This is a genomic window from Lutimonas saemankumensis (assembly GCF_020171465.1).
Classification (GTDB): Bacteria; Bacteroidota; Bacteroidia; order Flavobacteriales; family Flavobacteriaceae; genus Lutimonas; species Lutimonas saemankumensis.
Genome location: NZ_JAIUZR010000003.1, coordinates 365972 through 392109, shown reverse-complemented (window position 1 = coordinate 392109; position 26138 = coordinate 365972). Strand labels below are relative to the sequence as shown.

Below are 26138 nucleotides of genomic sequence, written 5' to 3'. Positions count from 1 at the left end.
GAATAGTATTGAAATAAGTAAGTTACAATGAAGCCCAAAATCAAATTCAACCTTCGATATTCAAATTATATTTAAGCAAAAGGCCTTTGAGGTTTGATCTCGAAAACTTTGCTCCTTTAAGCTTGTTGGCTTCAGGATCTATTGAAAAATTATCAGCGGTACTGAAATCAACTTTGTCAAGCGTGGTTTGATCGAAAACAGCACCCTCGAGATCGCTTTCAATAAATTCAGAAGATTCCATCATGGCGTTGGAAAAATCAACATTTCTAAGCTGACAATTAAAAAATTTTGTTGATGGTATTTTTGCCTTGAAAAATGAGCTGTTATCAAGGATACTAAAAGAAAACTGAACAGAAAGGCCAAAATCGTTACAATTTTCAAACCTGAGACCCAACAATTTGCATCGGTTAAATATACATTCCTGAAATAAGGTACCATTAAGTGTACAAAGGCTCAAGTTACATTCAATAAACTCACAGTCTATGAAATCGATCATTGAAAGGTCTTCTCCTGAAAAATTACAGCCCTTAAAGCAACAGGCCTCAAAATCAGCTTCGATCATTCCTTTCGCGGTAAAATCCTCATTATCAAAGTGCTGTTCTTTGTAATACTGTTCTTTCATCCCCTAATTGGTTCAATTGTATTCATCATGGTCCTAAAGCGAAAATACATCATTATACCTTGCTATTCTAAAACCTTTCTTCAAAACCTCTTTGGTGGCTTCGCTAGCAGGGTCCAGAAGTGGATTTGTATGGTTCATATGAATAAAGATCACTTTATATCTTTCTTTATCATTCAGAGACTGAAATTTTTTCATGCTTTCAATGACAAAAGGGTGTGGGATTTCTGAAATATCCCTGTTATTGATCTCTTTTGCATCAAAAAATGTCGCATCCAGAAAGGCATAATCCACCTTTTTGACCTCATCAGCAATGTTTAGGTTCCATTTTTCCCATTTATCAATATCAGGTATAAATAAAGCGCTTTTATTCGGGCCATTAATTCTGAACCCAACCGTTTCTGAATATTCATCGCGGTGAGGAACCTGTACAGGCTCCACGCTAATTTCTTCTGACAATGCCATTAGCCTTTGATTAAATAGCTTGTTGATATTAATATTATTATTGCCAACCAATTGACTCCATGGGCCATTATTCTCCAGATATTCTTTCATTTTTGGCATCGCATGAACAACCACACGATCCGCATTCATTGCTTCTTTACCCAGATACATCAATCCGGTATAGTGACCAATATGGGCGTGGCTTAAAAATATACCATCTGGAGTTTCGCGATCATGAAACCCTCCTGATCGGGAAAGGCTTTTCATTTGGCTCGTCATGTCTGGTGTAGCTTCAAACAAATATTTCTTTTTATTGATCTTATCAATCAATCCTAACGAAACAACCTTTCTTTTTGGGTTCGGATTTCCGAACAGGTCCGCACAACAGGCTTTCTTACAGGCAGCATGGGGCGATCCGGCATCCTGAACCGTACCCAATACAAGCAAGAGCACATCACCTGACTCCTGCGAGTACATTGGATAAAAAAACAGGCACAGAACTGGAAACAGGCATTTATACATAAATCTCATCACAGTATCTAAAGCAGTTACAGGTCAAGTATTTTTTGAATTTCCTCTTCGGATACTGTCAAAAGTCCCGAAGCCGGCAGCCTCCTGGTCAAAGTCCTCCAGTTTTCATCCTTTTCAAAAACCTCTTTAAAAATGGGTCTGGCCTCATCCAGTTTGCCATTATTTGCCAGTGTCACAGCTTTCCAGTATTTCATTTCCAGATTGTTTGGAAACATTGCTTCTGCTGCTGCATATTCTTTAAGGGCGAGAGCCATATCTGATTTTTCCATGGCAACGTCTCCCTTGTTCAAATGATCATAAGCCTTATGAACCTTTAAAAGCCTTTTCATTTCTTTTAGCGGCTCCTGATGATCATCAACACGAAGGTCAACTTTTTTGTCGAGCCATGGCTGATCAACTTTATCGCCATGCACAACGATTATTGCGGCGGATTGCTGCCCTCTTATGTCACCTCCTGCCTCCTGTGCTGCAATTAAAACAGCCAGAACTCGATCGGCAAGAGGAAGGTGGGCATGCTCCTCGAAAGCTTTAGCCATAGCAGGAACCACCTTATCATTAAGCATCATATTTGCCTGAACGGAATAATTCTCACCAATGATCTGACCTGCTGAAACGATACATTTCTTACCGGTGTGTGCTGAAACATTTCCTTTTGCATCCAGCATGGCTACTTGCCTTACTTCTCTTCCTTCATCCTTAGCTACCAGAAAGTCTAGGGCTTCTTTGGCACTTTTCCCATTCTCCATCATGGCTATCCCTTCTGGTCCGTAGGCAGGATTCACAAAAGACTGAGTAGCTACCACGCCTACGCCCGATTTACCCCACGAAACTATGGTCCCTACAGAAAACCAATGGCTCTGGACACCTACAGCCATTTCCCCGGTCCTGGCATCTCTGGCAACAATTGAAAAAGTATGTGCGAATTGGTCCTTATAAACAGTTTGTCCGTTTATTTCTAAAAAGGATCCGATAATAAAAAAAACAGTTACAAATCTTAAAAAGCATAGTTTCATGGCAAAGGTTTTAGATGACGAGCTAAAGATAATTATTTCCTGACAGCTTCTGAAAAAGCTAAAATAAGTTTATCAAATAACCCAGTATTCCTCCTCCGAGAATAATCCATAAGGGGCTGATTTTTTTCATAAAAAAGGTGATCAATATACTTAGAGCCATCAGAACTGCAGCTCGCCAGTCAAAAGCAAGTTCATATCCAAGTTTGAGTGTCACTGCGATCATGATACCCACCGCCCCGGCATTTACGGCATCCAGAAACTTTGAAAGCAAAACCGATTTCCTCAAATATGGAATCAATTTCACCAGGAGACCCACCAGAAAAAAGGAAGGAAGAAACATCCCCAGTGAAGCCCATAAGGCCCCTGACAAGCCGTTCATCTGGTAACCCACAAAAGTTGCAGTGGTCAAAACCGGGCCTGGAGTAAATTGCCCCATGGCTATAGCATCAAGAAGCTGGTCCTTGGTCAGCCATCCCAGCTTTTCTACTAGTTCAGCATCCAGATAAGCTATGAGCACATACCCACTACCAAACAGTACCATAGCGATTTTTAAAAAGGTCAAAAAGATCGATTTATTCGTAATTACAGCTACCAGGGGTTTCATTGCGATCAGTAATGGAAATGATACCGACCTGAACCGTACGGGTTCTCGAAAACCCATCAATAGCATCCCAATAACCCCGCTACCTATAATCAGCAGGAATTCATCCAGTCCATAAAGTGACATCACCGTTATTGCGACACCCAAAATGATCAATTCCAAATTCTTAAATGCTTTTTTACCCAATTTGAAAGTTGCATTTACAATAAGTCCGATCACGGCAGGTTTGATCCCAAAAAAGAAAGGTGCAATTTCAGGGACTTCCCCATATGTACCGTATATTATGGCTAGAATCAACGTGAAAAACACCGCGGGGCCTATAAACGCAATCCCAGCTACCCAAAGCCCTTTCCATCCGGCTCTGACGTGGCCGCAGTGCATGGTCATTTGCGTGGAATTAGGCCCGGGAACAAGATTAGTGGCCCCGACCATATCCAAAAAGTACTGGCGACTCATCCATTTTCTTTTGGTAACAACTTCCTCCTCCATCATCGAAATATGAGCCGCAGGACCCCCAAAAGCGATGCAGCCTAGTTTTAAAAACAATCCAAAAACCTCTAATAATCTATTCTTGCTCTCAGGCATGCTTTCTGAAACTAAATGCTAAAAATTTAAATGAAAAGATTTCATCCATTACCACTACTCCTTCCATATTGATAAAACTGCCAGCAACCGAACAAACACAGTACAAGTTCCCCAAACAACCCCAAAATCAAAAATAAAGATGGTTTTCCGTCTGTGACCATACTTATGGTTCTTCCGAGCACCAGACATGCCATAAATACAATAACAAGAATTGTTGCAAATTTCCAAAAATCAGGCCGAATGATACCGGTGATCCAGATCGCGGCGATCCCAAAATAGAGTGCCATCAGAGCCTTTAATATGTTTTTCAGATCCACCGATGTCGTCTGGACATTCATCAATTCCGGCAAGATAAAAGCATGAGGAGTACCATACAAAAATCCAGCCGGGATAACGATGATCACACAAATGATCAAATGCAGATTTTTTCTACTGAAATATGAATCCATAATTTTCTGTAATGAGCCCTATTCTTGTTCTAATTAGCGAATGATCTTATCCAAATGAGAAGACTGTCCGGTCATTTGCCAGTGTCCCAGTGAAATTGGAACATTTCCTATTCCGTTCAATTCATCAAAAAAATCTTTCACTCTGAAATCCTCCTTGTTATCTTCTTTCATTTTAGCATAATCGGCCATTGCATTCTCCAATAGGTATTTCCCTGTAATATAAGAGGTTCCATAGCCGGGTTGCCTCAGGTATAGATGCTGTTCAAAGATCAGCAATTCCTTTTCGGTTTTCATCCACCCTCTTGGGGTATACTCTGAATGGATCCCTCCTGCCTCCTCCATGGTCATATCATTGGCGTGGGCATAAAGTGAACCCAATCCTCTAGCAGCGCGCTGAGCAATCATGATGTAGACGATCTCCCGAACTCTTGGCTTCTCATCATAAAGGCCCGCCTGCATAAACATTTCCTCTACCGCCGTTGCGGTTCCCTCATTTCTTGAGTCAAATATATTGTAGAGCAGGGGCCCTTTTCTGATCTCACTTTGATGAGGTTCTGTATCCATTCGTGCCAATTCAAACCAATGGTAGAAATGGGAGTATAGCGGACGTGGATCATAATGCATTCCTATGGTAAAGAAATTTCTTTTCTCAGGGTCCTGATAAGTCCCCATATGCTCCCTAAGGGCTGGCTCAAAGTATTCCTTGACCGTGACAATATCCTGATTTTCTAAAAAAGACATGATATTTTGTACTGATTCTTCAGCAAGTTGATCAAAATCGGCCTTATTATTTGCTGGAATCAACTCTGGAAGCTCCCTGTTACGATGTTCCTCTAGTTTTAAGGAGCTCCAGGCTCTTGCAAGCTCTCTTTTAAGGATCATCACTTCGTCTTCCCAGCTCAATGGAACCAAATGTACATATTGCAAATACCAGCTGTAATTTTCTTTACCAATACCTGAAGGTCCTGTTTTTAGCACTGATTTCTCCTTCAGCCATTTTACAAAATCGTCCGTACTTGTTTTCGCCTCCATAATTTCAGCTGATAATTCTTTGTCTTCAATAACATCTTGCTTTTCCAGAATCTTCCCCAGGCTGTAACTCTGCCATTCAATATCACGGATACCTGTTATCCAGAGATCCCTGGCATTTCCGGTTAAATTTATTTTGGCCTGCTCATTTAATGGTTTGATAACTTTAATATCTCCTAGTAAACGAGCTCTGCTTTTCTTGTCAAGAGGAAATTCATACTGCCAGAGTTCTGTTGTCATATGATGCGTTGGGCCTTCATGAGCCGGAACATCACTTCTGTAACTCCAGACCGACTTATAAAAAGCGGGATCCCGCTCCCAGGGTTTTAGAATCTTCCTGTTAAATTCATAGCCATTCATTTCAGCCCAGACGATCATCCAGTCAATCTGATTTTCCGCATCCCACCCAACAGTATCAATGGCTAATAGTCTCTTTCTCAAGTCTTCAAACTTCGCGTCTCTTTTTTCAAAAGTTGCAGCGGTATAATCAGGGGCACCCTCACGTAAAGGAGGCTTTTCAAAAGACCTCCATTCTTTAAATAAAGAAATTAGATTATTATATTCAATGTCATCTTTATCAGTATTTTGACTCATTAATTTTTCCGATGAACATAACATGGAAAGGGTCAGGAGCAAACAAGTGCAAATTAAAAAATTAGAGTTCTTCATAGGTTTGGTTAAGGGAATTAGTTCATCAATTGTTCATAATAAAAAGTCCGTGACTTCCAGCTACGGCACCTGCTGTGGTAATCAAACTTAGCACCAACAAGATCCAATGTGCTCGGTGCATAATTGAAAAGGTTTTTTCGGGATGCTTTTCAGCGTAACTTTTAAATAGCTTATGCAACAGCAAAGGCTCCAAAACGTACAAGACTAAAGTAAAAATAATCCAAACCAGAGTCATGGCATGGATATACCAAAACTTTAATTGAAGATACCTCTCCCATGAATCCAGAACATAGATCATATAAAATCCTGAAAGGCCGGTAATCAAGGTAGTTACTTTGGCCTGTAGAGAAAACCTTCCCTCAATTTGCTCAAAAGTTTTGATCTGATCCTTCTTGGAAGACATTCTCTTTACCGAAGGAATAATCACGGTAGTGACCATGGCTACCCCACCAATCCATAAAATCACAGCAATGACATGAATGACTCTGGCAATGACATAACTTTCCATACAAATCGATTTCTTTGGATAAGGACTAAAAATAAAAAATAAATCAAGAATGGCCTGTTATGTCTAATTTTTTTAAATAAAATTGCACAACATATTGCAAATCACTTAAAATCTATGCCTTGTCAAGAGACTTTAAAAATGTTTCAGCATGCAATAAATGATTTTCTCTTTTTTCATCAGCCATTCGCTGATAAGAATAATATAACATGGAAGTCCTGGGGTTTCCCTTAAAGAAATCCTGATGTTGATCAATAAATCGCCAGAAAAGGCCGTCCCATATGGCTGTCCATTCTCCAGGCTTGTAGTCGCTCATCTTTTTCAGGTAGTTTGATCCACTTATATAGGGCTTGGTCGCAAAAACTCCTCCATCCGAAAACTGACTCATGCCATATACATTAGGAACCATGACCCAGTCATAGGCATCAATAAATAGTTCCATAAACCAGCGATACACCTCATCAGGATCAAACTCACAGAGCAGCATAAAATTCCCAAGCACCATTAACCTTTCAATATGATGGCAATACCCTGTCTTTAAGACTTTATTAATGGTTTGGTCAATAGGATCAATGCCTGTAGTTCCCTTGTAAAAACTATCAGGTATTTTACGTTTAAAACCCCAAAAGTTTCTTGTACGGGAAAAAGTTCCTTTACACTCATATATCCCTCTTATAAATTCACGCCATCCAATAATCTGACGTATGAAGCCCTCAGTTGAATTCAAAGGAACATTATGGGTTTCAGCAAAATGAACACTTTGCTCAACTACTTGCTCCGGAGTCAATAGGCCAACATTTATCAGCGGAGATAAGAGACTGTGATGTAGTATGGATTCGTTGACCAAGATAGCATCTTCATAATCACCAAAGTAATGAAAACGGAAATCCAGAAATTGAGATAACCAGGACTGAGCCTCCTCATGATCAAAAGGATATATAGGAGAATTTGTAATTTCCCCTGGATTGTTTGAAAACTGGTCCTCTACATATTTTACGGCTTCCTCCCATATACTATTGGTTTGAGGGTATTTTACAACAGGGGCCTGACGGTTGTTAGGAAATTTTTTCCTGTTTTCTGCATCAAAGGTCCATTTTCCTCCCTCGGGCTTTCCTTCCTCGGTCATAAGTAGACCAAGACGCTTCCTTTGCTGTTTGTAAAAAGTAGTTTGAAAAAAAGATTTTTTGTCCTTTCTAAAAAAGGATTGCAATTCATTCTTATTATTTATAAATAATGGTGAATCATATTGTATACAATCTATTTCCAGGCTTTCACATGAATCTTTAATATGTTTTGATAACCAGTCATCTGTAGGGTCAATAAAATGGATCTCAAATTCCTTATCTTCCTTAATCCCCATTTTCTCTTCTGGGTGAGATGACAGATTTCGAATGAAACTTCTTATATCAGAATACTCCTTTGAACTTTCAATATAGGTTAGCTTTAGGCCTGCCGCTTCCTGCATTTTCTGATAAGACTTCATACTTGCCCGATGAAATGCCAGTTTTTGTTTGTGAAAACTGAACTGTCTAAAAAAAAGAAACTCTTCCACAAGGAATAACCGATCACATTTTTTGTAAATCAAATGTTCCTTAAATAATTGATGCGGAAATATCAGGCCTATCTTTTTCATACCTCAGATTTTTTAAGTGATTTCTTTCTTCGGCACCTTTCACTGCAATACCTCACTTCTTCCCAGTTTTTTTCCCATTTCTTTCTCCAGGAAAAAGGCAATCCGCAAACAGGACATATTTTACTTGGAAGCATGCTTTTCTTTTTTTTCATTTTCTCATCTCTTTCTTACACTTCTTCCAAAAACCAAAAAATGATGGAAAATACCCCTCTACCTCAAACATCCATTCTCTCGGCTCCTCCTTTCCTTTATAATGACGATTGGTTGGGTGTTCTTTAAATACAATATGCTCCTTGCTGATGAAACGGGTAAGCTCATCAAATTCACCTACAAACACCTTGATATTATCTATATTTTTCGACAACTGAAGCGAAAAATCAATACATTTTTTACTTACCGGGTACAGCCTGAAAAATGAAGGCTCCATTAATAAGATTCTTTGGCAGTCTTCATCTTGATGCCAGTTTGGATCAAGGTTGTAGTAGTTGTAAATCAAGGTTTTTCGATTTTTATCAAGCAATGACGTTTCTGTTACAGACACTTCAGATACATCCGTAACCCCTTCAAATTTTTTAGTTTTGAATAATTCTGAGGGAACATCCAGAAGGTCAAATTTATCATAGGATACATCTAAAAAGGTCCCTTTTTGATGGCTTGAAAAATAACGGTTGATATTATCCTGATTGGCATAGTATTTTTTATTGGAATTTGACCCTGCTACCCACTGCCAGCTTAAAGCGTTGCTTGCCCAGTCCCCATCCAGCAAATTGTAGTACATCCAGCGCGCGGGATTTAACCAATGCGACCTCCCTACATTACAAGCTAATGACGCCACATACATCCGCATATGATTATGCATATAGCCTGTATCGTAAAATTCACGTATAGCCTTATCTATTGCTTCAATACCCGTAGTCCCATTCATTATTGATCGAGGTATCTGAAAATGATCTACTTTTTCCTGCTTTCTCTTTAGTTCCTTACTGATATCATTACCCTTAGCCTTCCAGATTTGTTGCCAATAGTCTCGCCACGCCAATTCCTGAACCAGTTTTTCAATTTTGTTCCAGGGTAAATCCAGATTCAGAATATGTTTAAAAACAAATTTCGTAGAAATTACTCCTCTTGAAATATAGGGGCTCAATTTGGTAACCTTTCCATTCTTATAGTTTCGTGTAGAGGCATAAGCAACAGGATCGATATTTGAAACCCGATCATTTATTTTGTCCAGAGACGTTGGAAAGATATTGCTGCTTGTGCTTAACATAGTGTCTGCTTATTCGTAATTGATATTATAATGTAGCAGCTGAAGTCCGTGGGTATACGCTCTCGATTCGATCAACTCCAATGACACCTGTCGTATAGAGGGCCCAAAAAGTGGAATTCCATCATATAGAACAATCGGATTAAGTTTAATAATGAGTTGATCTATCATTTCATGATCCAAGAGCCAACCCGCAAATTGTCCACCACCACATAAATAGATGTCCGACCCAACTTCAGATTTTAAATCCTTGACCAAAGCTATATCGGGCTTCACAACAGTCACTAACTTATGAGAAGATTTGAATTTAAGGTTGTTTGAAAAAATAAGATGTTCCATGTGCGGGTAAGCGGGTTCACCGGGTTTAAGACCGAATTGATAGCCAAATTCATACGTATTTCTTCCCATGATTACTGTATCAAAGCCTTTTAAATCTTCAAAATATTTCCTGATACCGTCACTGTCAGCAGTTTGATTAAATCCTGAAATATCTCCTTGAGGTCCCGAAATAAAACCATCAATTGAAATAGCAACGTAATAAACGATTTGTCTCATGCTTTCGAAATGTCTGGATTGATACATTTAAAGTTACTTACTTTATACAATACTTACACGAATACTTACCAATTGTGAGATGCAAAAGGGTCTCATTACTTATAATGTTCAACTTATTATGATTTTTTATTAAACAAATATAGTATTTCTTTTGTTTTTGTTCAACTTTATGTATATATTTGTTGAACATTAACTAAAATTATATATGTCATGAAAAAATTTACAACTTTTATCGCCTTTTGTCTTTTCGTGGTATTTACATCGTGTAATGATGATAATTCCGTAGAAGATAATCAGAATTCTTACAAGAAATTTAATAAACCTGGAGATGTGACCATCGTACAAGCCGCTCAAAGCTTCGGAATTTTTAATCAATTATTAGGAGCAGTTGCCTACGTAGACTCCGAATTAAATGCCGGACTGGGAGAAGCGCTTAGTACGAATCAAGGACAAACAACTGTTTTCGCCCCAGATGATGATGCATTTGTCGCTTTGTTAGAATTTTTGGACGGAGTCAGAGATGAGACAATCGATGACATTACCGATATCCCTGCTCCGATCGTATTAGCCGTATTAGAGTATCATTTGACACCAGGAAGAAGAGGATCAAACAGTGTTCTGGCAAGAGGACGAAATAACAGAACCATTCAGACAATGCTTGATGGCGCTTCTTTTCAAGTGGACAAGACCGGAAATATTTTTGCCGTAGGGAATTCTTCTAAAATTTTCCTTGCAAATCAATCTGCATCCAACGGAATGGTACATGCGATCGAAGATGTATTGCTACCATTAACACCAGGAGATATTCTAGCTTTGTGGGATGAGTTAGAAGGAAACTAATAAGACCCGATCTATAAATAAAAAAACAGAGGTAAAACCTCTGTTTTTTTATGCGTCATCATTTAAGATCCAGACCCTATTTATCAATATTCTATATCGACATTGATCGCTGAGGCTCCTTCAATTTTTTTCCAGGTACCCTGACTCGACGTTTTATGATACCCTTTACCTTTCGTAAGGATAGCCCCTATAAAGACTTCCTGTGGGCTCTTAAAATTAGGAATGAATTCCACGCCAATAAAAAAGTCCTCCTCCAGATAAAGGTCATCCTTTGTGAGATCCAGTTTTAACCATCCCTGTTCTATTTTTTTCTTTTTCAGCACATGCTTGTAAACTATTTTTTCATCGGGTTCACCCAGCTCATTTCTATTGTAAAAATTAAGTCTGATATAGGCACTGTCTGCTTCAAATCCGTTTCTTAAAAAAACATTGACCGCCTTTATCCTGACTCTTCCGTCAGGAATATTGATCCATTGGGCATTTTCAAGAATGTCGTCTTCTTTAGACACACCATCCAGCCATAATAATCGATTATATGTTTTAACGCCCAGTTTCTTAGTTCTTATTTTCCGGGATTTAAGTAACACCTCTTCCAATTCGTTTTTTAAAGGCTTTAAAAATATGGTTTGACCCTTTCCTTCCTTAAAAGGAATGCTAACTGATTCGTAACTGATATGACTTATAGTTAAGGAATCTCTAAGAAAATCTTCTCCAATATTTAATTTGAAAGCTCCTGAAAATTCTGAAACTGTTCCGATATTTTTTTTAAAAAAACCAATGTTTGCAAAAACAACGGGCTTCCCGGTTTCTATATCAAGGATTTTTCCTGCCATCGTGTATTCCTGGGATGACACAACTTTTGATAACATTAGAAGACATATTATTAGTAACAATCTATTCTTCATTTTTATGTTAAAGCTATTTTTTTACCGCCTTAACGGAGTAGATCATTGGTATTTTTTGCTCCAAACCCTTAATCATATATTTTCCTTTTTCTACCTCAACGGTATTCTCAAAACAATCATAGGGAGAATAACTATGTTCTTCAAAACCCCTGATCTCTAATTTGTGCCGGATCAGTCCATCCAGTACCGTACTCAAACCATGATTCCAGCAAACAGATTTACCTGTCATAGCAGCATCTCGATCGGCATAGGTCCCCTGATACTCTTCAATAATAGGGTCCTGGTCTGAATATTTGAATTCAATTTTTTTAAAATCATCACTGAACATCCAGACCACAGGATGAAACTCTACTAAGACTAACATCCCTCCAGGTTTTAAAAAAGAACTCACGATTTCCGCCCATTTATTCATATCAGGGAGCCAGCCCAGTACGCCATATGAAGTGTAAACGACATCAAATTTTTGATCAAGAACCTCAGGCAATTTATAAACATCGCTTTCGATAAATCGGACATTTGCATTCATTTTACCATTTAAAATTCTTGCCTTTTCAATGGCCTTTGAAGAAAAATCTACGGCGGTAACATCGGCTCCCAACTTACTTAAAGAAATACTGTCCTGACCAAAATGACATTGGAGGTGTAAGAGTTTTTTCCCATTCAGGTTACCGAGTAAATCAATTTCTATTGGGTTCAATGAATTTTCAGTTTTTATAAAATCCTCAACATCATAAAATTCGGATTCGTAATGAAACTCAGTCTTTTGATCCCAGAGTTTCCGATTAACTTGAATATAGTTCATATTATTTTTTTGTTTAAATACAGAATCATTTTTAATTCACAGAATCAAGGGCGCCAAGTTATCTATTTATGTCCTGTTATTCGCATGACCCATCTGAATAAGCCCGGAACCAACCGATTTAATAAAACCATAACCGAGATCATTCGTGGCCTGTTAACAATGGATTTTTTATTTTTCACGACAGCTGAGATAATCTTTCCAGAAGCTTCAACGGAAAGGGTAGGTATTAACCAGTCGACAACCTTGGGAATACGGTCTTCACTGATTGGATTATTTTCAAAATATGGAGATTTTACTTTTCCCAAAGCAATCATAGACACCTTAAAATCTGTATTGTACAGGTCAGCCTGTAATGACCTTGAAAATCCGAGCATGGCCCATCTTGCAGGAATATAGCCCGTTGCTCCTGGAAAAGCAAAATAACAGGCAGCAGAATTGATGAGGATAAAATGTCCTTTACCCCGATCCCGCATCAGATCATAAAACACTTTACAGGTAAAAGCTGTTGCCAAATATGGCGATCCCATGGTATCTTCGTAATGTCCGGGAGACGACTCATTAAAAGACAGCCACTCGCCTGCCCCTGCACTATTGATCACCACATCAGGCAGGCCCTCTTTGTTAACAATAAGATTCGCTGATTCCTCAACAGAATTTTTATCAGATAAATCTGCAGAATAACAGGCAATTCGTTCTCCGGTTGGGCCAATTTCTTTAGCTGCCTGCTCTAGTTTCTGAACATCACGAGCCTGCAGGATAATTCTTGCTCCAAGCTTGTATAATTCGACAGCAGCTGCCTTACCTATACCGCTTGAACCTCCCGTTATTAAAATTAATTTATCTGTCATTTTTAAAAAATAATGCTAAAGATCTTGCTTGAAGCCAAACGAATCATTTCAGCCTAAAACTGGGTATCATATTTCGCCGGGAACTGATCCGGAATTTCCTCCAAAGATTCTCCCAGATTCTGTCTCAGATCAATTTCTATGCCCCTGGCAATTGTAGATATCGGCACGTCATTGGCTGTTCCCTCAAAAGGGTTGTCTCCTGTCCGGCCAATTCTTTCCATGGTATGAAATATCCAGGAAACTATGGTAAAAATGGGAACAGAAAACCAAATAAATAATTTTCCAATTAAAGGATGATGATCCGAAATTTTTATCCCAATATCCGCAAATTGAGGTACAAGTGCCATGGGAAGAAGTAAAACAAAGACCCACATAAAAAAATGATTCAAGGTGGCAAATTGTCTTGGATAAGGGAAGTTCTTAATTCGTTCACTTTTACCCTGCAACGTAAAGAGTTCCTTGATCACATTTTCCAGTTCCAAAAATGAAAACTCCCAGATATTCCCTTTGACCTTCAATGCCTTTAAATGGTGAGATTGCAGGTATAATAAGGCTGTTTGCTTATTATTTTTGTCTTCGAGATAAGCCAGGTCTTTTTCTGAAATATAGAGCCTTAACTCATCCTCCAGACTTGAGATTCGTTCAGGAGGAATAAAGCCCCACTCTCTGTTTGTCCTGTGTGCATGCGAGGTCTCCCATTGCTTTGGGGCCCTCATGGAATACCTTAAAGCTGTCATCCAGGCAATATGTCGATAAGTAAGTGTTTTAATTTCATCTTCTAATTCAGCAGAGTCTGTAGGTTCTTTTTTGTGCTCATTATCAATCATATCCTTAACAAATACCGCAAATGTCCTGGAAGTATTGACAATTCCCCCCCAAATTTTTCGGGCCTCCCAGATCCTGTCATAGGCCGCATTATTCTGAAAACCGATTACAAAGGCCACTGCTGTACCTATTAACGCAATAGGTGTCCATGGAATTCTTAACCATTCCAGATCCAGAAAATGGTAAGCCGTCACCCATAAACCAATAATAATAATAAAAAGAAGTGTCTCAAAACGAGTCCACTTCATCATTTCCAAAGCCGTGTAATTTTTTTTCGTATGCATGGCTCAAAAATAATGAAAATTTCCCCGTGAAATAAATGAAGGTCAATTCCCTGCAATTGGACTACCGAAAATGCCTACAGCCATTTCCACCCAGACCAGCACAAAGAGCACGACGATTCCCGCGATAACCAATTTTCGTGTGATTGCTCCACTTACCTTTCTGGATACAAATTCTATGAGCAGCCCTGTACCCACCAATAACAAACCAGCAATAATAAAATCAAACAGGCTCCAGTTCACCTCTTCTGTAAACTGCATGGCAATAAATGGAATCAATAAAAGAGACATCATTGAAATTACAATGACCTTTTGTTTCTTGCTCATCTTGATGGTTTAAAGTTAAAATTCTGAATTTCAATGATAAAGTTACTATTTTTTCTCTAAAAGTGAATTTTTCTTCGATAATGCCGCTGAACTATCTGATTCAAGAACAGTTTTGTTTCAACCAATTCAAATTCCAGCTGAGTTTCTATTTTAGAAAATAAAGGAATACCATCCCCTAAGATTATCGGAATTGTGGTTAAAATAAGATCATCAATGAGACCTTCCCTTAAAAAACTTTGTATGGTACCACCTCCGTCAATGTATAGGCGATTTTGCCCCTTTGCATGAATATAACTTAAAACTTCCCTTAATTCACCATGAAGCAATTCTGCTTTATCCTGAAATTTATCCGGGATGGAGCTCAAGGATCTGCTCAAAACATAAACAGGCTTGGAGTAAGGCCAGTCAATATCAAAACCACATACCGTTTCAAATGTATTTCTTCCCATAACAAGGGCGTCCACCTCGTTTATAAATGAATTATAGCCCATATCATCGTGATCCGGATTAGGTACAGACTGCAGCCAGTCAATCCCTCCGTTCTTATCAGCAATGTATCCATCAATACTGCTTGCTATAAATACCTTGTTTCTTTTCTCCATGAATAAATAGTCTTTTGAATTCAATTTAACTTTAGACGAAATGCGTTCTTTGGATTTTCAATGAGAATCAGATCTACCTCTTGCTTTGAAAACCCTTCTTCATACATGGCAGGAACAAGTGATTTCATAATATCCTCAAATGGTCTGATATCTCCTCCTGCCGGAAATCCATTTCCGTCATGTGATACTAGTAAATGGTCCAACAGTCCTCTTTCTTTGAATTTCTTTATTCGCTCTAAATACTTATCAACATTAATAGAGCTGAGTCCGTCAAGTGAAATCCAGGCTCCGCGAGAAGCAATTTCCAGCAAAATTCTATCATCTTCATATTTATTGGCATGGATCCAGATCCACGAAGACAAATCTACTCCATGATGATTAAGAAGGTTGATTTGGTAATTAACAGCTTCAATATTATCTCCTGTATGAACTGCCAATACGAGTCCGGTACTAAGATGTGTATAAATACCGGCCTCAAATAATTTCTTGTCAATTTTACTCGGACTACCTCCATCAAAGCCAAGCTTTATAAAACCCGGTTTTATAGCAGTTCCCTCGATCCCATGTTCAAATTCATCAATCCATATACTTGCTACTTCTGTGACAGATGTGGAATATGCAAAGGAAGGAATATATTTATCACCTGCAGCACCATAAAAACCAGTATTGGTAATGATTTGAATGTTGGAAGTTTCTGAGATTCTGGAAAGCAAATCTACTCGACGTCCAAAATATTCCGTTGTACAATCAAAAATAGTTTCAACTCCCAAAGATTTTAAATACTCTAAATAGGGCACAACTTGCTTGAACAATTGATCTTCATCGTACTCAGAAGTTTCATCAATTGGTTTCCCGAAATTGGACATAATATGTTCATGAGAAAGCGAAAAACCGAGATCTGAAAGACGCACTGAGCCAGTCACAGTCTGAATCATTTCGGCATCCGTCTGGGCAAACAGATTCAAAGTGCTTAAACACATGAATATTGAAAAAAACGGAATAAAAAGATGTCTGCCTGATATTTTCATAAATCAACCTTGTTAATTTTAACACCTATGATCGCAAGACCACTCTTAATGTATGTCCTTATAATTTTTGAGATGGCCTGTAACGGCATCTTTCACCTCTTCGAAATTCGTCTGAACCAACCAGTGGCCTCCGTCCACTTCAACAAAAAGGTAATCTCCTTTTACATATTTTTCATTTTCATAGGCCGCAAAAGAACCCACGGCAAGATCTTTATTCCCCCATATAAAAAGGGTTGGGGAATATACCTCGCCAATAGGAACCCGTTTACCTCTACCCAGGTTAGCCCTGTAATAATTTAAGGCCGCGGTCAAACATTTATTTTGCTTAAAAATCCTCAAGTAATCATCAACTTCCTCTGAATCACTGTGTTTCCAAAGCCTCCTGAACATTTTAAAATCATTCCTTCGAATATAAATTTCAGGCAGCCAGGGCAAAAGAAACCATTTGATATATGCACTCTTTTTTTGCTGAACCTTATCCATTTTGATAGCTTTACCAAAAGCCCTGCTATGAGGAACAGACAAAGCGGTCCAACTTAAAATTCTGTCCCTGTTCTGATAGACCACATTCCATCCTATAGCCGCACCCCAATCGTGTCCAACAAGATGAAACTTATCTTTTCCCAGAAATTCTACGATATCCAGAATATCCTTTATCAGATTTTTTAAATCATAATTCTTGATTCCTTTTGGGCAGGCTCCATCACTATACCCTCTCATATCGGGGGCCACACAATAAAATCCAGACTCGGAAACGCTTTTCATCAAAGCTGTCCACATCACCGAGGACTCAGGAAAACCATGTAAAAAAAGCACTAAATCCTGGTTCTCATTACCTGAAATCCTGATATTAAAAGTCAATTCTCCAATTTTAATCTTTCTCTGTTCTACCATACTTAATTCAAATTTATTGCGGGTCAATCATTCTATTAGATCCATTTCGGAATAAAAATTTTTCAGAGTAAAGAAAGCTTTCTTTTTATTACCCGTTTCTGAAATAAGCCCCTTCCTGTTCCATCCGTTTTGAATAGGGATCAACATACGTCTTGGAGACCTGAAATCAACAAGGATCCAAGGTGTGATACCGCTCAATTGAGGAATTCTTGCCAATGTAGGCAAGGTCTCCTGGTACAAAAGTTCCTGAAATTCTTCGCTCCAGCGGGTCAGATTATCTGCATGATAGCCCTGCAGGGCTCCCGCACCGAATTCTGAAATTATAATGGGCTTATCGATATCAATTTCCCATCGAATGTTTTTAATATTATTTATATCTCCTCCGTACCAGCCATAATATTGATTGAAGCTGAGTATATCGAGTTCTTCGGCAAAAGGATCCGCTACCACCATGATGTTTGGATCATCTTCTTTTCCATGGTCCTCCAAGGCTGCACTGATCAATCTGGAGTCATCCATGGCTCTCGCTTTATGCACAAGGCGCGTGAGAAAGGTGGTGCGTTCTTCTGAAAGAGGCGTTTCATTTGAAACCGACCAGATGATAACTGAAGCCCTGTTTTTATCTCTTTCGATAAGCTCTTTGAGCTGATTTTCGGCATTCGCATAAGTATTTTGATTGCCCCATTCTATGGTCCAGTAAACCGGAATCTCTTCCCATAATAGGATTCCCATTTCATCAGCCAACCGGGACATGTTCTCATTATGCGGATAGTGGGCAAGCCTTACAAAATTACATCCCAGTTCCCTGGCCCAGCCCAGTAGGATTTTGGCATCTTCCATTGAATACGCCCTTCCCCCGCGCATTACATTCTCTTCATGCAGACTTATTCCCTTTAAAAACACCTTCTGGCCGTTTAACAGAATGGACGATCCATTTGTTTCGATTCTTCTAAAACCAATTCGATCTTCAACCTGATCCGAACCACCGGACAATTTTACTTTATAAAGTTTTGGGTTTTTTGTACTCCAGTATCTAAGGTTTTTAGAAGCAATACTAATCTTAGTGTATCCATTCTTATCCGTGGTATACTTCTCCTCTAAATTCAGCTCTGGAATTGATATACTTACATCGGTATTTGCTTTTTGGGCCCCGTTCAATTGAATGAAGCCACTAATGATCTCAGGATTGTTTTTATTTAGCTGTAGCCGATAATTTTCAATAAATGTGGGGCTTAACTCGTAAATGGTAACATCCCTGGTAATACCGCCATAATTCCACCAGTCTGTATTTAAAGTAGGCACTTCCTCTTTACTTCTTTTGTTATCAACCTTGACCACAACAAAATTGTCTTCCGCCGTTAAAAGCCCGGTCATTTCAAAATTAAACGGAGTAAAACCTCCCTTGTGTGTACCTAGTTTTTTTCCGTTTACGTATACGTCCGCCCGGTAATTCACCGCTCCAAAATGGAGATAATAACGTTTCGATGGGTCATAATTTGGTATATTAAAAGACTTTTTATACCACACAGTACCTTCATAATAAAACAGTTTTTCCTTTTGAGAATTCCAGTCACCGGGTACGTTGATGGTTGGCGCCGCATCAAAGTCATATTCAACAAGGTCCATCTTATCCTTGGGCTTGGAATTTAAAAAAAATGCACCTGAACCCGGGTTCTCTGATCCGTCATGAGGTTCCCAGCGATAATTGTAATATCCGTTTTCATAAACATCTACAATATAGTGCCACCTTCCATTGAGTGAGATACCTTTTCTCAAATAACTGTTCTGGAGCAGCTCATTTGGATACATTAAAGTAACCTGACATAAACAAAAGAAAAACAGAATAATTTTTTCAAAATGCATCATAGTATTATATTTTACTCTATTAGCCGCCTTTGAATAACCAACCCAATTAAGATTAAGCCGGGCTCTCTATCAGCCAGACACTTCCGGGTCTATTATTTTTCCAGGACTTCAACCAAAGTTTTTCCCGAAGCCGCGTTCGGAATTTTTATGTGAATGTAGTTGGACAATGTCAGAGAAACATCTATGGTTTCAACCTTCCTGTAGACATTTTTAGGCCGGATCCCGTTACCGGCAAAAATGATCGGAACGGATGTATCATAGGTCCAAGGAGAACCATGAGTACAGGCCACCTCCAATCCATCAAAATCATTCACAAACCAATTCGGTTCCATAACAATATAAATCTCACCTGAGCGCTTCGGATTATAATTTCTTAATACCGAACTATTTAGATCATTGTTGGCTACCTTTCCCTCAATAATATCCGCCGTGGTTACGGCAAATGCAATTCCATCCATTTTCTGTAGCTCATGAGCCAGGGTACGAGAAACCTCGTCAACATCTAAACTGTTTTTCTCCATGGCGTCGTTGTACAGATAGACATAAGGATGAAAGTAACCAGAAATCAATTTATCACGGGTATCAAACTTTTTGCGCAACATATTGTTTATCGACAGGGTATCCACGCTATCCATATCAAAGTAACCGGCATCAATGCCGTATTCCTTTGATCGCTCCGGAGCATCAGGGCCTCCGTGGTCAGCCGAAAGAATAATTAGTACATTGTTTAAACCGATCCTGTCATCTACAAATTTTATGAGATCTGCCAACGTTCGGTCCAATCTTATTAAGTTGTCCTCAGCCTCGAGGCTTGAAGGTCCGAAAACATGGCCCACATAATCTGTTGAAGAAAAGCTCACCGATAAATAATCCGTAATTAAATCTTCTCCCAGTTTCTCCGCTACTATAAGTTCTTTTGCAAAATCCAGAGTCAACTCATCACCAGCCGGGCTTAGCGTAAGAAAAGTGGTAAAATACTTGCCATCGGCACTTCCGTATGGATGAGGAAAAACGATCCCATATCCTGGAAATTCTGTTTCATAAGGCCTGTCATCCTCTTTTCCGTGAATATAGGAAGATACATTGTTGGATAATTCCCAGCTCTGATTGTCATACTTTTTATACTCTTCTTTGTCATTCCAATCATTGACCCACTGCGGGTATTGATCATAATAATAAGAACTTGTCACAAAACGTCCGGTGGCTTTGCTGAACCAAAAGGCTTTGCCTGCATGCCCCGCCATTGTTATTGCACCCCGATCTTTTACGGAAACTCCAAAAATTTTGGATTTTCCATTTGAACTCAAAGCGAGTTCGTCTGAAAATGTCGAAGCAGTTATGGCCAAAGGGGATCTTCCATCAGTGCCGGCAGCGGCCTGGGTTGGGTCAATTTCAGTATTCTTATTCACACCTGCATTTGCATCAAGTAAAGGATACTGATTGTCTTCAACGTTATAAACAACACGGTTCAATTTTTTATCAAACCAGATATTACCGACCATACCATGCTTAGCAGGATCTGCTCCTGTGGCAAGCGTGGCGTGGCCAACCACAGTTTCTGTATTAGCATGGCCGTGATGCGCATTTTCATAAACAATACCTTGACTATACAGATAATTAAAACCTCCTTCCGGAAGCCGGTCCATCACTTTCCGAGGTAAATCTGCCCTGAGCTGATCCACAGTGATTTGCAAAATCAGTTTAGGTTTTGTTGCACGTTGGCCATACCCAATCTGATATGTAACCAAAATGATCACGATCCAGAAATTGATTAAATTTTTGAATAGGTAAGGCATATTATAATATTTATTCCTGGTAAGCTCCGGATGAGTACGTCAGCTCATAACTATGGGTGTAAATTTCGAAAACAATTCCAAAGGGATCCTCCACATATACCATTTTGTAGGGCTTTTCATTAGGGTAATACTCACGAATGGGCATTCTTTGTTTTCCCCCGTGCTGAACGATCTTTTTGGTCAGGCCCTCTATATCGGGATCCTGGACACAAAAATGAAACAACCCTGTGTTAAATGGATTAAATTCTGGAGCTTCCTTTTTTCCGTGCGGGAAGGAGAATAACTCGATTCCAATTCCATCAGAAGTCGCCATATGCGAAATATCAAATTCCTCCCAGTCCTCTCCAAATACATCAATACACATTTGTCCGATAGCTGTATCATTCTCCTTCTTTACTTTTGAGGGAGGCATGATGACATACCAGCCCATGACTTCCTCATAGAATTTTACAGCTTTATCAATATCAGGAACCGTGATACCAATATGTGAAAATGATCTGGGGTATTTATTTTCATTCATTTAGGTTTAGTTTTAATTAGGTTAGTTTAGTTCATATTAATTCAGTTTTTTACCTGTTTTTTTTTCGATCCACCAGGCCCAGATTACAATAAGCCACATAAGGTTAGCTGACCAGGCAACAGCCATTTCACTTGGTGGTGGTGGGCCAAATATATTCATTAAATGGATGACAAATAAGAACAGGATCAGGAACACGTAAGACTTCTTTCTTTTATAAACTGAGGATTTAAAATATAGTATTGCCCCAGTAAAAAATAAGCCTAACTCAAGAATGACCTCAATGACAGGATGGTTCCAAAGTCCCAACCCAACTTTGACATCTGAAAAGGGACTCAGTGGAAGATCAGGTCGATGAGAGATAAAATCCAAAATCCAATGACTCATGACCAGTGCCCCCAGTATGAATGCCCCCTTTTTTTTCTTCGTAAAAAAATAATACCCAAAACTGAACAAAACACTCCAGACCATGGCCATTAAAAGACTATGGGAATAGGGATAATATTGAAAATCAAGATGGGTTAGCTTGGTATTTCCAGGATCAACAGATAAGGTTTCAACTCCAAATAACACAAGTATTGGCCAGATTAGATCCAGCAGCTGAACGGCTATGAACATCAGGGCCAGGGATGGCAAATTTTCTTTCCGTTTGGCCAAAAGACCAACTCCATAATGGCCTATAAACATATTTAGATCTTTGGGGGTTGAGTGATTGAAAATACAAAAAAATAAAATGCAAAAGCCTTTTTACCAAGGAAGATTCAAATGCTCAATTTCCTTCCTGTAGTAATTCTGCAACTTAAGTACGAGCTCCCTGGAAAGTGGTTCTTTCGTACTCTCTACATTACTTTTTAACTGTTCCAGGGTTGAATTACCCGGTATCACCGTTGAAATCGCTGAATGAGACAAACAAAAAGCAATAGCCACCTTAGCCATATCACGATCATTTCCAATTATCTGTTTGACTCCTTGAATCAGTTTGGACCTGGTACGAACCTCCTCTCTTGACCATCTCATTCGAATATCTTCAAAACGACTTTTTTCATTGTATTTCCCTGAAAGCCATCCCGAATCCAGAGGTATCTTGGCAATAATCGCAACTTCCTTTTTTTCTGCCATTTCAAATGCATTTGCCGTATCCTGATGCAGGATATTAAAGAAAGCTTCTATCACTCCACAGTTGGTGGTTCTCATAAAAAGATCCATTTCTTTACTGTTGTCCAGGGATGCGCCATATGCTCTAATTTTTCCCTCACCCTTCAACTTCTCAAGTATCTCATAATGATCATTCTTATTCCCGTCAAGGACTTCAAAAGGCGGATTATGAATAATCAGGGAATCAACATAATCTGTATTTAATCTTTTTAAGCTGCCTTCTAAAGACTCCTGAATTGAATCTGATCTGAAATTTGTCGTTCCATCTACTGTATGGCCAAATTTTGTATTGATCACGATCTTATCCCTATCCCCTCCTTTAAAAGCCTTTCCCAATCTGATCTCACTTGTTCCAAATCCGTAATTTGGGGCCGTATCAAAAAAATTGATTCCATAATCCAGCGCCTGATGCACCATGCTGATGGCCTCCTTTTCAGTCATACTTTTCCAGTCCGAACTGGTCCCCAATTGCCATGCCCCCAGACCTATTTCAGAAATTGTGGTATCGCCTTTTATATATGTATTGTATTTCAAGACTGTAAATTTTTTGATTAATTATAATATCAGTTTTTCCATCTGTATTCAGGTGATAGAAAGTACCTGAAGTACTTTAGTAAAGATACCAAAACAGGACATAAATCTCAATAATTAAGTCAGTATTAGTAAAAGCAGAAAATGCCGGGGGTTTTAGTTTTGTCCATTGAATTTTATAAAAATTCTGTCATCACGATTTCTGAGATGAAGGTTAAAAAAGGCATTTCAGGCAACTTTGCCTTCATCCGTCGATTTGTAATTTGTCCTTAACGAAATAAGCCCTAAAAATGGTCCGATTGCTAAAATTACGTAAATATAATTGGAATCTGTCATCTGACTCAGTGCGTTCATCAATTGAATGCTCAATATGGTGATGGCAAAACCGATGCAGTTTACAATGGTCAAAGCGGTTCCTTTTTTTTCGGCAGAAGCATTTTGAGCTACCAAAGTGGAAAACATCGGAGAATCCATGATGACCACCATACCCCAGAAAATAAGAAATCCAATAAATATATGCTCCGATCCAAAGGCAAAGATGGCTGGTGAAATCAAACAACATGCACAGGACAAGAGTAAAGCCAGAAATCCAACTTTTTTAGCCCCATAAATTTGAGAAAGATAACCGCCAATAACGCAAGAAATACCTCCTGAAGAAATGACAAAAAAAGAAATTAACGGTACATTAAACAAAGCGTCAGGATGTACCGTACTGAACCCTTTTAACATCAGAGGTACAAATACATAAAAAGCGTACAACTCCCACATATGCCCAAAATATCCAAATGCAGCAGATCGAAACTGACCATTCTTAAAAACTTCAAAAAATGCGGAAAAATCAAGTTGTTGACTTCTTTTTCTGAAAGGTCCATCAGGGACAAATAAAACCATGAGCAATCCTCCGAAAAAAGAAATACTTGTAGTTGCTATCATTACTGATTTCCAGCTATAGCCCGCACTTAAATCTTTTAAGAGATGAGGAAGAGCAGTTCCAAGGACAAGCGCTCCAACAAGGAATCCAAGAGACTTACCAAGGCCTTTTTCGTAATAATCAGCTGCTATTTTCATCCCAATTGGATATATTCCTGCCAAAAAGAAGCCTGTAAGAAAACGCAGGACTAAAATACCGGAAAGGGAATTTATACCCCAAATTAAACCAACATTAAAAATACCACCCAAGACGGCACTTATAAAAAACACCTTTGAAGGTGAAAACCGATCTGCTATTGTTAGAACAGCAAAAACAAGGGTTCCAATAATAAATCCTAATTGAACAGCAGATGTCAAATGTCCCAGGGATGCAGGATCAAGTCCAAGGTGAATTACTAGATCGTTTAAAACGGCATTTCCTGCGAACCAAAGTGAAGTACAGCAAAATTGACTTACTATGATAATTGGAAGTATATGCAGCGATCGTCTCAATTTTTTATTTTGCTTTGTCTTACTCTTTCAAACTCTTTTGATCTTTGTATTTGTTCTTCCAGATCCCATTCAAAATCAAACCTGTTCTTTAGAAACACGTCGATGGGCTCCAGCCCTATCGCAGCCCTTCTTTTATCAATATTTTCAGGATCATAAACCGGCCAGAGATTAAAACTTTTTGTTTCCGGATAATACTTCATCTGTCCTCCATACAACTGGAGATCTCCTCTTTCGGTTGCAATTCGGTCCTCTGCTCGTGCTAAAAATCGGGGTTCGAGCTTTTGCTCATTTACAGCTTTTCTCATCATCGGCAGGTATTTAAGCCGTACTTCATTATCTGCATGCTGAATCACATTGCAAATGGTCCAGTTGCCTCTGGCCCCTGTCAGCTCAGGGTTGGGCCAGCCATTTTCATCCAGCAAATCACAAATAATCTTTTCGTTGACACGATGATTCGCTTCGTAAATCTCTTGTTGTTCAAGGACTTTTTCTGATTCTGCCCCATAGATACGCATCAGAGAATCTCTTTTAGAAATCGGGCCTTGTTCAGTTCTCCAGACCGAGTCAAGTAAAGTAATATAATCAATTTCAGTTTTAACCTTAGAAGAAGCCTCTTCGTGGTTTAACTTCTTAGAGCAGCCTGACCATAAAAGTATTCCCGCAAGAATCCAAATTATATTCTTAGTCTTTAACATTAATTTTTCTGATAAACTCTTACCCAATCAACATACATATGCTGTGGAAATCGAGTTGATTCATCGGGTCTGCCGGCATGCCTTCCTCCAACGGCAACATTGAGAAGAATAAAAAATTCTTTATGAAACTCTGTAAGTTCTTCTGAAGTAATATCCACATTCGCATACTGCTCCCCATCAACGGACCATGAGATTTTACTATCGTCCCATTCCAATTCAAACACATGAAAATCATCAGGAAATTCCCCCTTTTTTAATGTATATGGAACGGCACCCATCATTTTATGGGAATCGGTTTGATCAGCATAATGAATATTGGCCTCGACAACGGTATTATCTTTTGAACCATAAAACTCTAAGATATCTATTTCTCCCGATTGTGGCCATGGAGTATCGCCTCCATTTTCATTGATATTTGCACCCAACATCCAAAAAGCAGGCCACATGCCCTTTCCTTTCGGAAGTTTTATTCTTGCCACGATCTTTCCATATTTCCAGGCCTGTTTATTTGCTGTATGTAACCTTGCAGACGTATATTGATCCATGCCGTGGACCCCACTCTCGTGAATTGCCTTTATGATCAGATTTCCGTCTTCGATAAAAGCATTTTCGTCACTATCGGTATAACGTTGCCATTCGTCATTGAATCGCCCCGCTTCGACAACCTGGTAATTCCAGTTATTCGTATCAATACGAATTCCATCAAATTCATCCGACCAAACCAACTTCCAGTCTGAATCAGATTCATTTTCTGTCTTTTCCCCGCCATCCCGGCTATGAAATTCATCTTCCTGCAGTTCAGAAGAATTATTCTTTTCTTTATTGACACAGGAATTCAACAAAAGGAGGGACATCAGGCCCAAAAGAGTATAACTAAAAATTGATTTCATATTGTATTTATTAAATT

28 protein-coding genes are annotated in these 26138 nt (G+C 38.9%); 1 reads left to right on the top strand and 27 read right to left on the bottom strand.

The features are described 5' to 3' along the window. Window positions 1–46: 46 nt before the first annotated feature. The 11 genes from LCM02_RS03200 to LCM02_RS03150 all read right to left on the bottom strand — a co-directional run bounded on the left by LCM02_RS03200 (window position 47) and on the right by LCM02_RS03150 (window position 9897). Window positions 47–622 carry a pentapeptide repeat-containing protein gene (locus LCM02_RS03200; protein WP_224926882.1) on the bottom strand — a complete coding sequence of 192 codons (576 nt, stop codon included), beginning with the start codon at window positions 620–622 and terminating at the stop codon, window positions 47–49. Between the two features lie 33 nt (window positions 623–655). Next, window positions 656–1585, bottom strand: a complete 930-nt coding sequence (locus LCM02_RS03195; RefSeq protein WP_224926881.1) for an MBL fold metallo-hydrolase — start codon at window positions 1583–1585, stop codon at window positions 656–658. 26 nt (window positions 1586–1611) lie between these two features. After that, window positions 1612–2607 (bottom strand): DUF1028 domain-containing protein, encoded by a 996-nt coding sequence (locus tag LCM02_RS03190; RefSeq protein WP_224926880.1) that lies wholly within the window; start codon window positions 2605–2607, stop codon window positions 1612–1614. A 58-nt stretch (window positions 2608–2665) separates the two neighbouring features. Continuing rightward, window positions 2666–3793, bottom strand: coding sequence for a chromate efflux transporter (gene chrA, locus LCM02_RS03185; RefSeq protein WP_224926879.1), 1128 nt, complete (start codon window positions 3791–3793; stop codon window positions 2666–2668). Window positions 3794–3834: 41 nt separating this feature from the next. Continuing rightward, window positions 3835–4242 (bottom strand): DUF4345 domain-containing protein, encoded by a 408-nt coding sequence (locus tag LCM02_RS03180; protein ID WP_224926878.1) that lies wholly within the window; start codon window positions 4240–4242, stop codon window positions 3835–3837. Window positions 4243–4275: 33 nt separating this feature from the next. Next, a complete protein-coding gene (locus LCM02_RS03175; protein WP_224926877.1) occupies window positions 4276–5865 on the bottom strand; it encodes a hypothetical protein in 1590 nt (529 codons plus the stop codon). Between the two features lie 100 nt (window positions 5866–5965). Then, window positions 5966–6448: a hypothetical protein gene (locus LCM02_RS03170; protein ID WP_224926876.1), complete on the bottom strand. Its 483-nt coding sequence runs from the start codon at window positions 6446–6448 to the stop codon at window positions 5966–5968. Window positions 6449–6560: 112 nt separating this feature from the next. Then, window positions 6561–8078, bottom strand: a complete 1518-nt coding sequence (locus tag LCM02_RS03165; protein WP_224926875.1) for a cryptochrome/photolyase family protein — start codon at window positions 8076–8078, stop codon at window positions 6561–6563. Further along, window positions 8075–8230: a DUF2256 domain-containing protein gene (locus tag LCM02_RS03160; protein ID WP_224926874.1), complete on the bottom strand. Its 156-nt coding sequence runs from the start codon at window positions 8228–8230 to the stop codon at window positions 8075–8077. Before LCM02_RS03160 ends, LCM02_RS03165 begins: the two co-directional genes overlap by 4 nt. Further along, on the bottom strand, window positions 8227–9345 hold the full coding sequence (locus tag LCM02_RS03155) for an FAD-binding domain-containing protein (RefSeq protein ID WP_224926873.1): 1119 nt from the start codon (window positions 9343–9345) through the stop codon (window positions 8227–8229). Before LCM02_RS03155 ends, LCM02_RS03160 begins: the two co-directional genes overlap by 4 nt. Before the next feature lie 9 nt (window positions 9346–9354). After that, entirely contained in the window at window positions 9355–9897 is a 543-nt protein-coding gene (locus LCM02_RS03150) for a dihydrofolate reductase family protein (protein WP_224926872.1), read from the bottom strand. Window positions 9898–10227: 330 nt separating this feature from the next. On the opposite strand from LCM02_RS03150, the gene LCM02_RS03145 reads away from it, so the two are divergent. Then, complete coding sequence (locus LCM02_RS03145) at window positions 10228–10737, top strand: fasciclin domain-containing protein (RefSeq protein WP_224926871.1); 510 nt, start codon at window positions 10228–10230, stop codon at window positions 10735–10737. Window positions 10738–10820: 83 nt separating this feature from the next. On the opposite strand, the gene LCM02_RS03140 is transcribed toward LCM02_RS03145, so the two are convergent. From LCM02_RS03140 to LCM02_RS03065, 16 genes are all read right to left on the bottom strand, one after another. Then, on the bottom strand, window positions 10821–11606 hold the full coding sequence (locus LCM02_RS03140; RefSeq protein ID WP_224926870.1) for a carboxypeptidase-like regulatory domain-containing protein: 786 nt from the start codon (window positions 11604–11606) through the stop codon (window positions 10821–10823). Between the two features lie 49 nt (window positions 11607–11655). Beyond that, on the bottom strand, window positions 11656–12444 hold the full coding sequence (locus LCM02_RS03135; RefSeq protein ID WP_224926869.1) for a class I SAM-dependent methyltransferase: 789 nt from the start codon (window positions 12442–12444) through the stop codon (window positions 11656–11658). A 62-nt stretch (window positions 12445–12506) separates the two neighbouring features. After that, entirely contained in the window at window positions 12507–13292 is a 786-nt protein-coding gene (locus LCM02_RS03130; protein WP_224926868.1) for an SDR family NAD(P)-dependent oxidoreductase, read from the bottom strand. A gap of 53 nt (window positions 13293–13345) precedes the next feature. After that, a complete protein-coding gene (locus LCM02_RS03125) occupies window positions 13346–14401 on the bottom strand; it encodes a bestrophin family protein (RefSeq protein ID WP_224926867.1) in 1056 nt (351 codons plus the stop codon). Window positions 14402–14443: 42 nt separating this feature from the next. Further along, the gene (locus LCM02_RS03120; RefSeq protein ID WP_224926866.1) at window positions 14444–14725 is read right to left on the bottom strand and encodes a hypothetical protein; all 282 of its coding nucleotides are present in this window, start codon (window positions 14723–14725) and stop codon (window positions 14444–14446) included. Window positions 14726–14781: 56 nt separating this feature from the next. Then, complete coding sequence (locus tag LCM02_RS03115; RefSeq protein ID WP_224926865.1) at window positions 14782–15327, bottom strand: dihydrofolate reductase family protein; 546 nt, start codon at window positions 15325–15327, stop codon at window positions 14782–14784. 20 nt (window positions 15328–15347) lie between these two features. Continuing rightward, a complete protein-coding gene (locus tag LCM02_RS03110; protein WP_224926864.1) occupies window positions 15348–16355 on the bottom strand; it encodes a phosphotriesterase family protein in 1008 nt (335 codons plus the stop codon). A gap of 45 nt (window positions 16356–16400) precedes the next feature. Beyond that, window positions 16401–17249, bottom strand: a complete 849-nt coding sequence (locus LCM02_RS03105) for an alpha/beta hydrolase (protein ID WP_224926863.1) — start codon at window positions 17247–17249, stop codon at window positions 16401–16403. Between the two features lie 27 nt (window positions 17250–17276). Next, window positions 17277–19115, bottom strand: a complete 1839-nt coding sequence (locus LCM02_RS03100) for a glycoside hydrolase family 2 protein (RefSeq protein WP_224926862.1) — start codon at window positions 19113–19115, stop codon at window positions 17277–17279. 92 nt (window positions 19116–19207) lie between these two features. Then, window positions 19208–20911: an alkaline phosphatase family protein gene (locus LCM02_RS03095; RefSeq protein WP_224926861.1), complete on the bottom strand. Its 1704-nt coding sequence runs from the start codon at window positions 20909–20911 to the stop codon at window positions 19208–19210. A gap of 10 nt (window positions 20912–20921) precedes the next feature. Beyond that, window positions 20922–21431: a lactoylglutathione lyase family protein gene (locus LCM02_RS03090; RefSeq protein ID WP_224926860.1), complete on the bottom strand. Its 510-nt coding sequence runs from the start codon at window positions 21429–21431 to the stop codon at window positions 20922–20924. A gap of 36 nt (window positions 21432–21467) precedes the next feature. Continuing rightward, the gene (locus tag LCM02_RS03085) at window positions 21468–22115 is read right to left on the bottom strand and encodes a metal-dependent hydrolase (RefSeq protein WP_224926859.1); all 648 of its coding nucleotides are present in this window, start codon (window positions 22113–22115) and stop codon (window positions 21468–21470) included. A gap of 60 nt (window positions 22116–22175) precedes the next feature. Further along, window positions 22176–23117 (bottom strand): aldo/keto reductase, encoded by a 942-nt coding sequence (locus LCM02_RS03080; RefSeq protein ID WP_224926858.1) that lies wholly within the window; start codon window positions 23115–23117, stop codon window positions 22176–22178. Window positions 23118–23342: 225 nt separating this feature from the next. Further along, a complete protein-coding gene (locus tag LCM02_RS03075; RefSeq protein WP_224926857.1) occupies window positions 23343–24536 on the bottom strand; it encodes an MFS transporter in 1194 nt (397 codons plus the stop codon). Beyond that, window positions 24533–25231, bottom strand: coding sequence for a DUF6624 domain-containing protein (locus tag LCM02_RS03070; RefSeq protein ID WP_224926856.1), 699 nt, complete (start codon window positions 25229–25231; stop codon window positions 24533–24535). Before LCM02_RS03070 ends, LCM02_RS03075 begins: the two co-directional genes overlap by 4 nt. After that, the gene (locus LCM02_RS03065; RefSeq protein WP_224926855.1) at window positions 25231–26121 is read right to left on the bottom strand and encodes a glycoside hydrolase family 16 protein; all 891 of its coding nucleotides are present in this window, start codon (window positions 26119–26121) and stop codon (window positions 25231–25233) included. The genes LCM02_RS03070 and LCM02_RS03065 overlap by 1 nt, the downstream gene beginning before the upstream one ends. Between the last annotated feature and the right edge of the window lie 17 nt (window positions 26122–26138).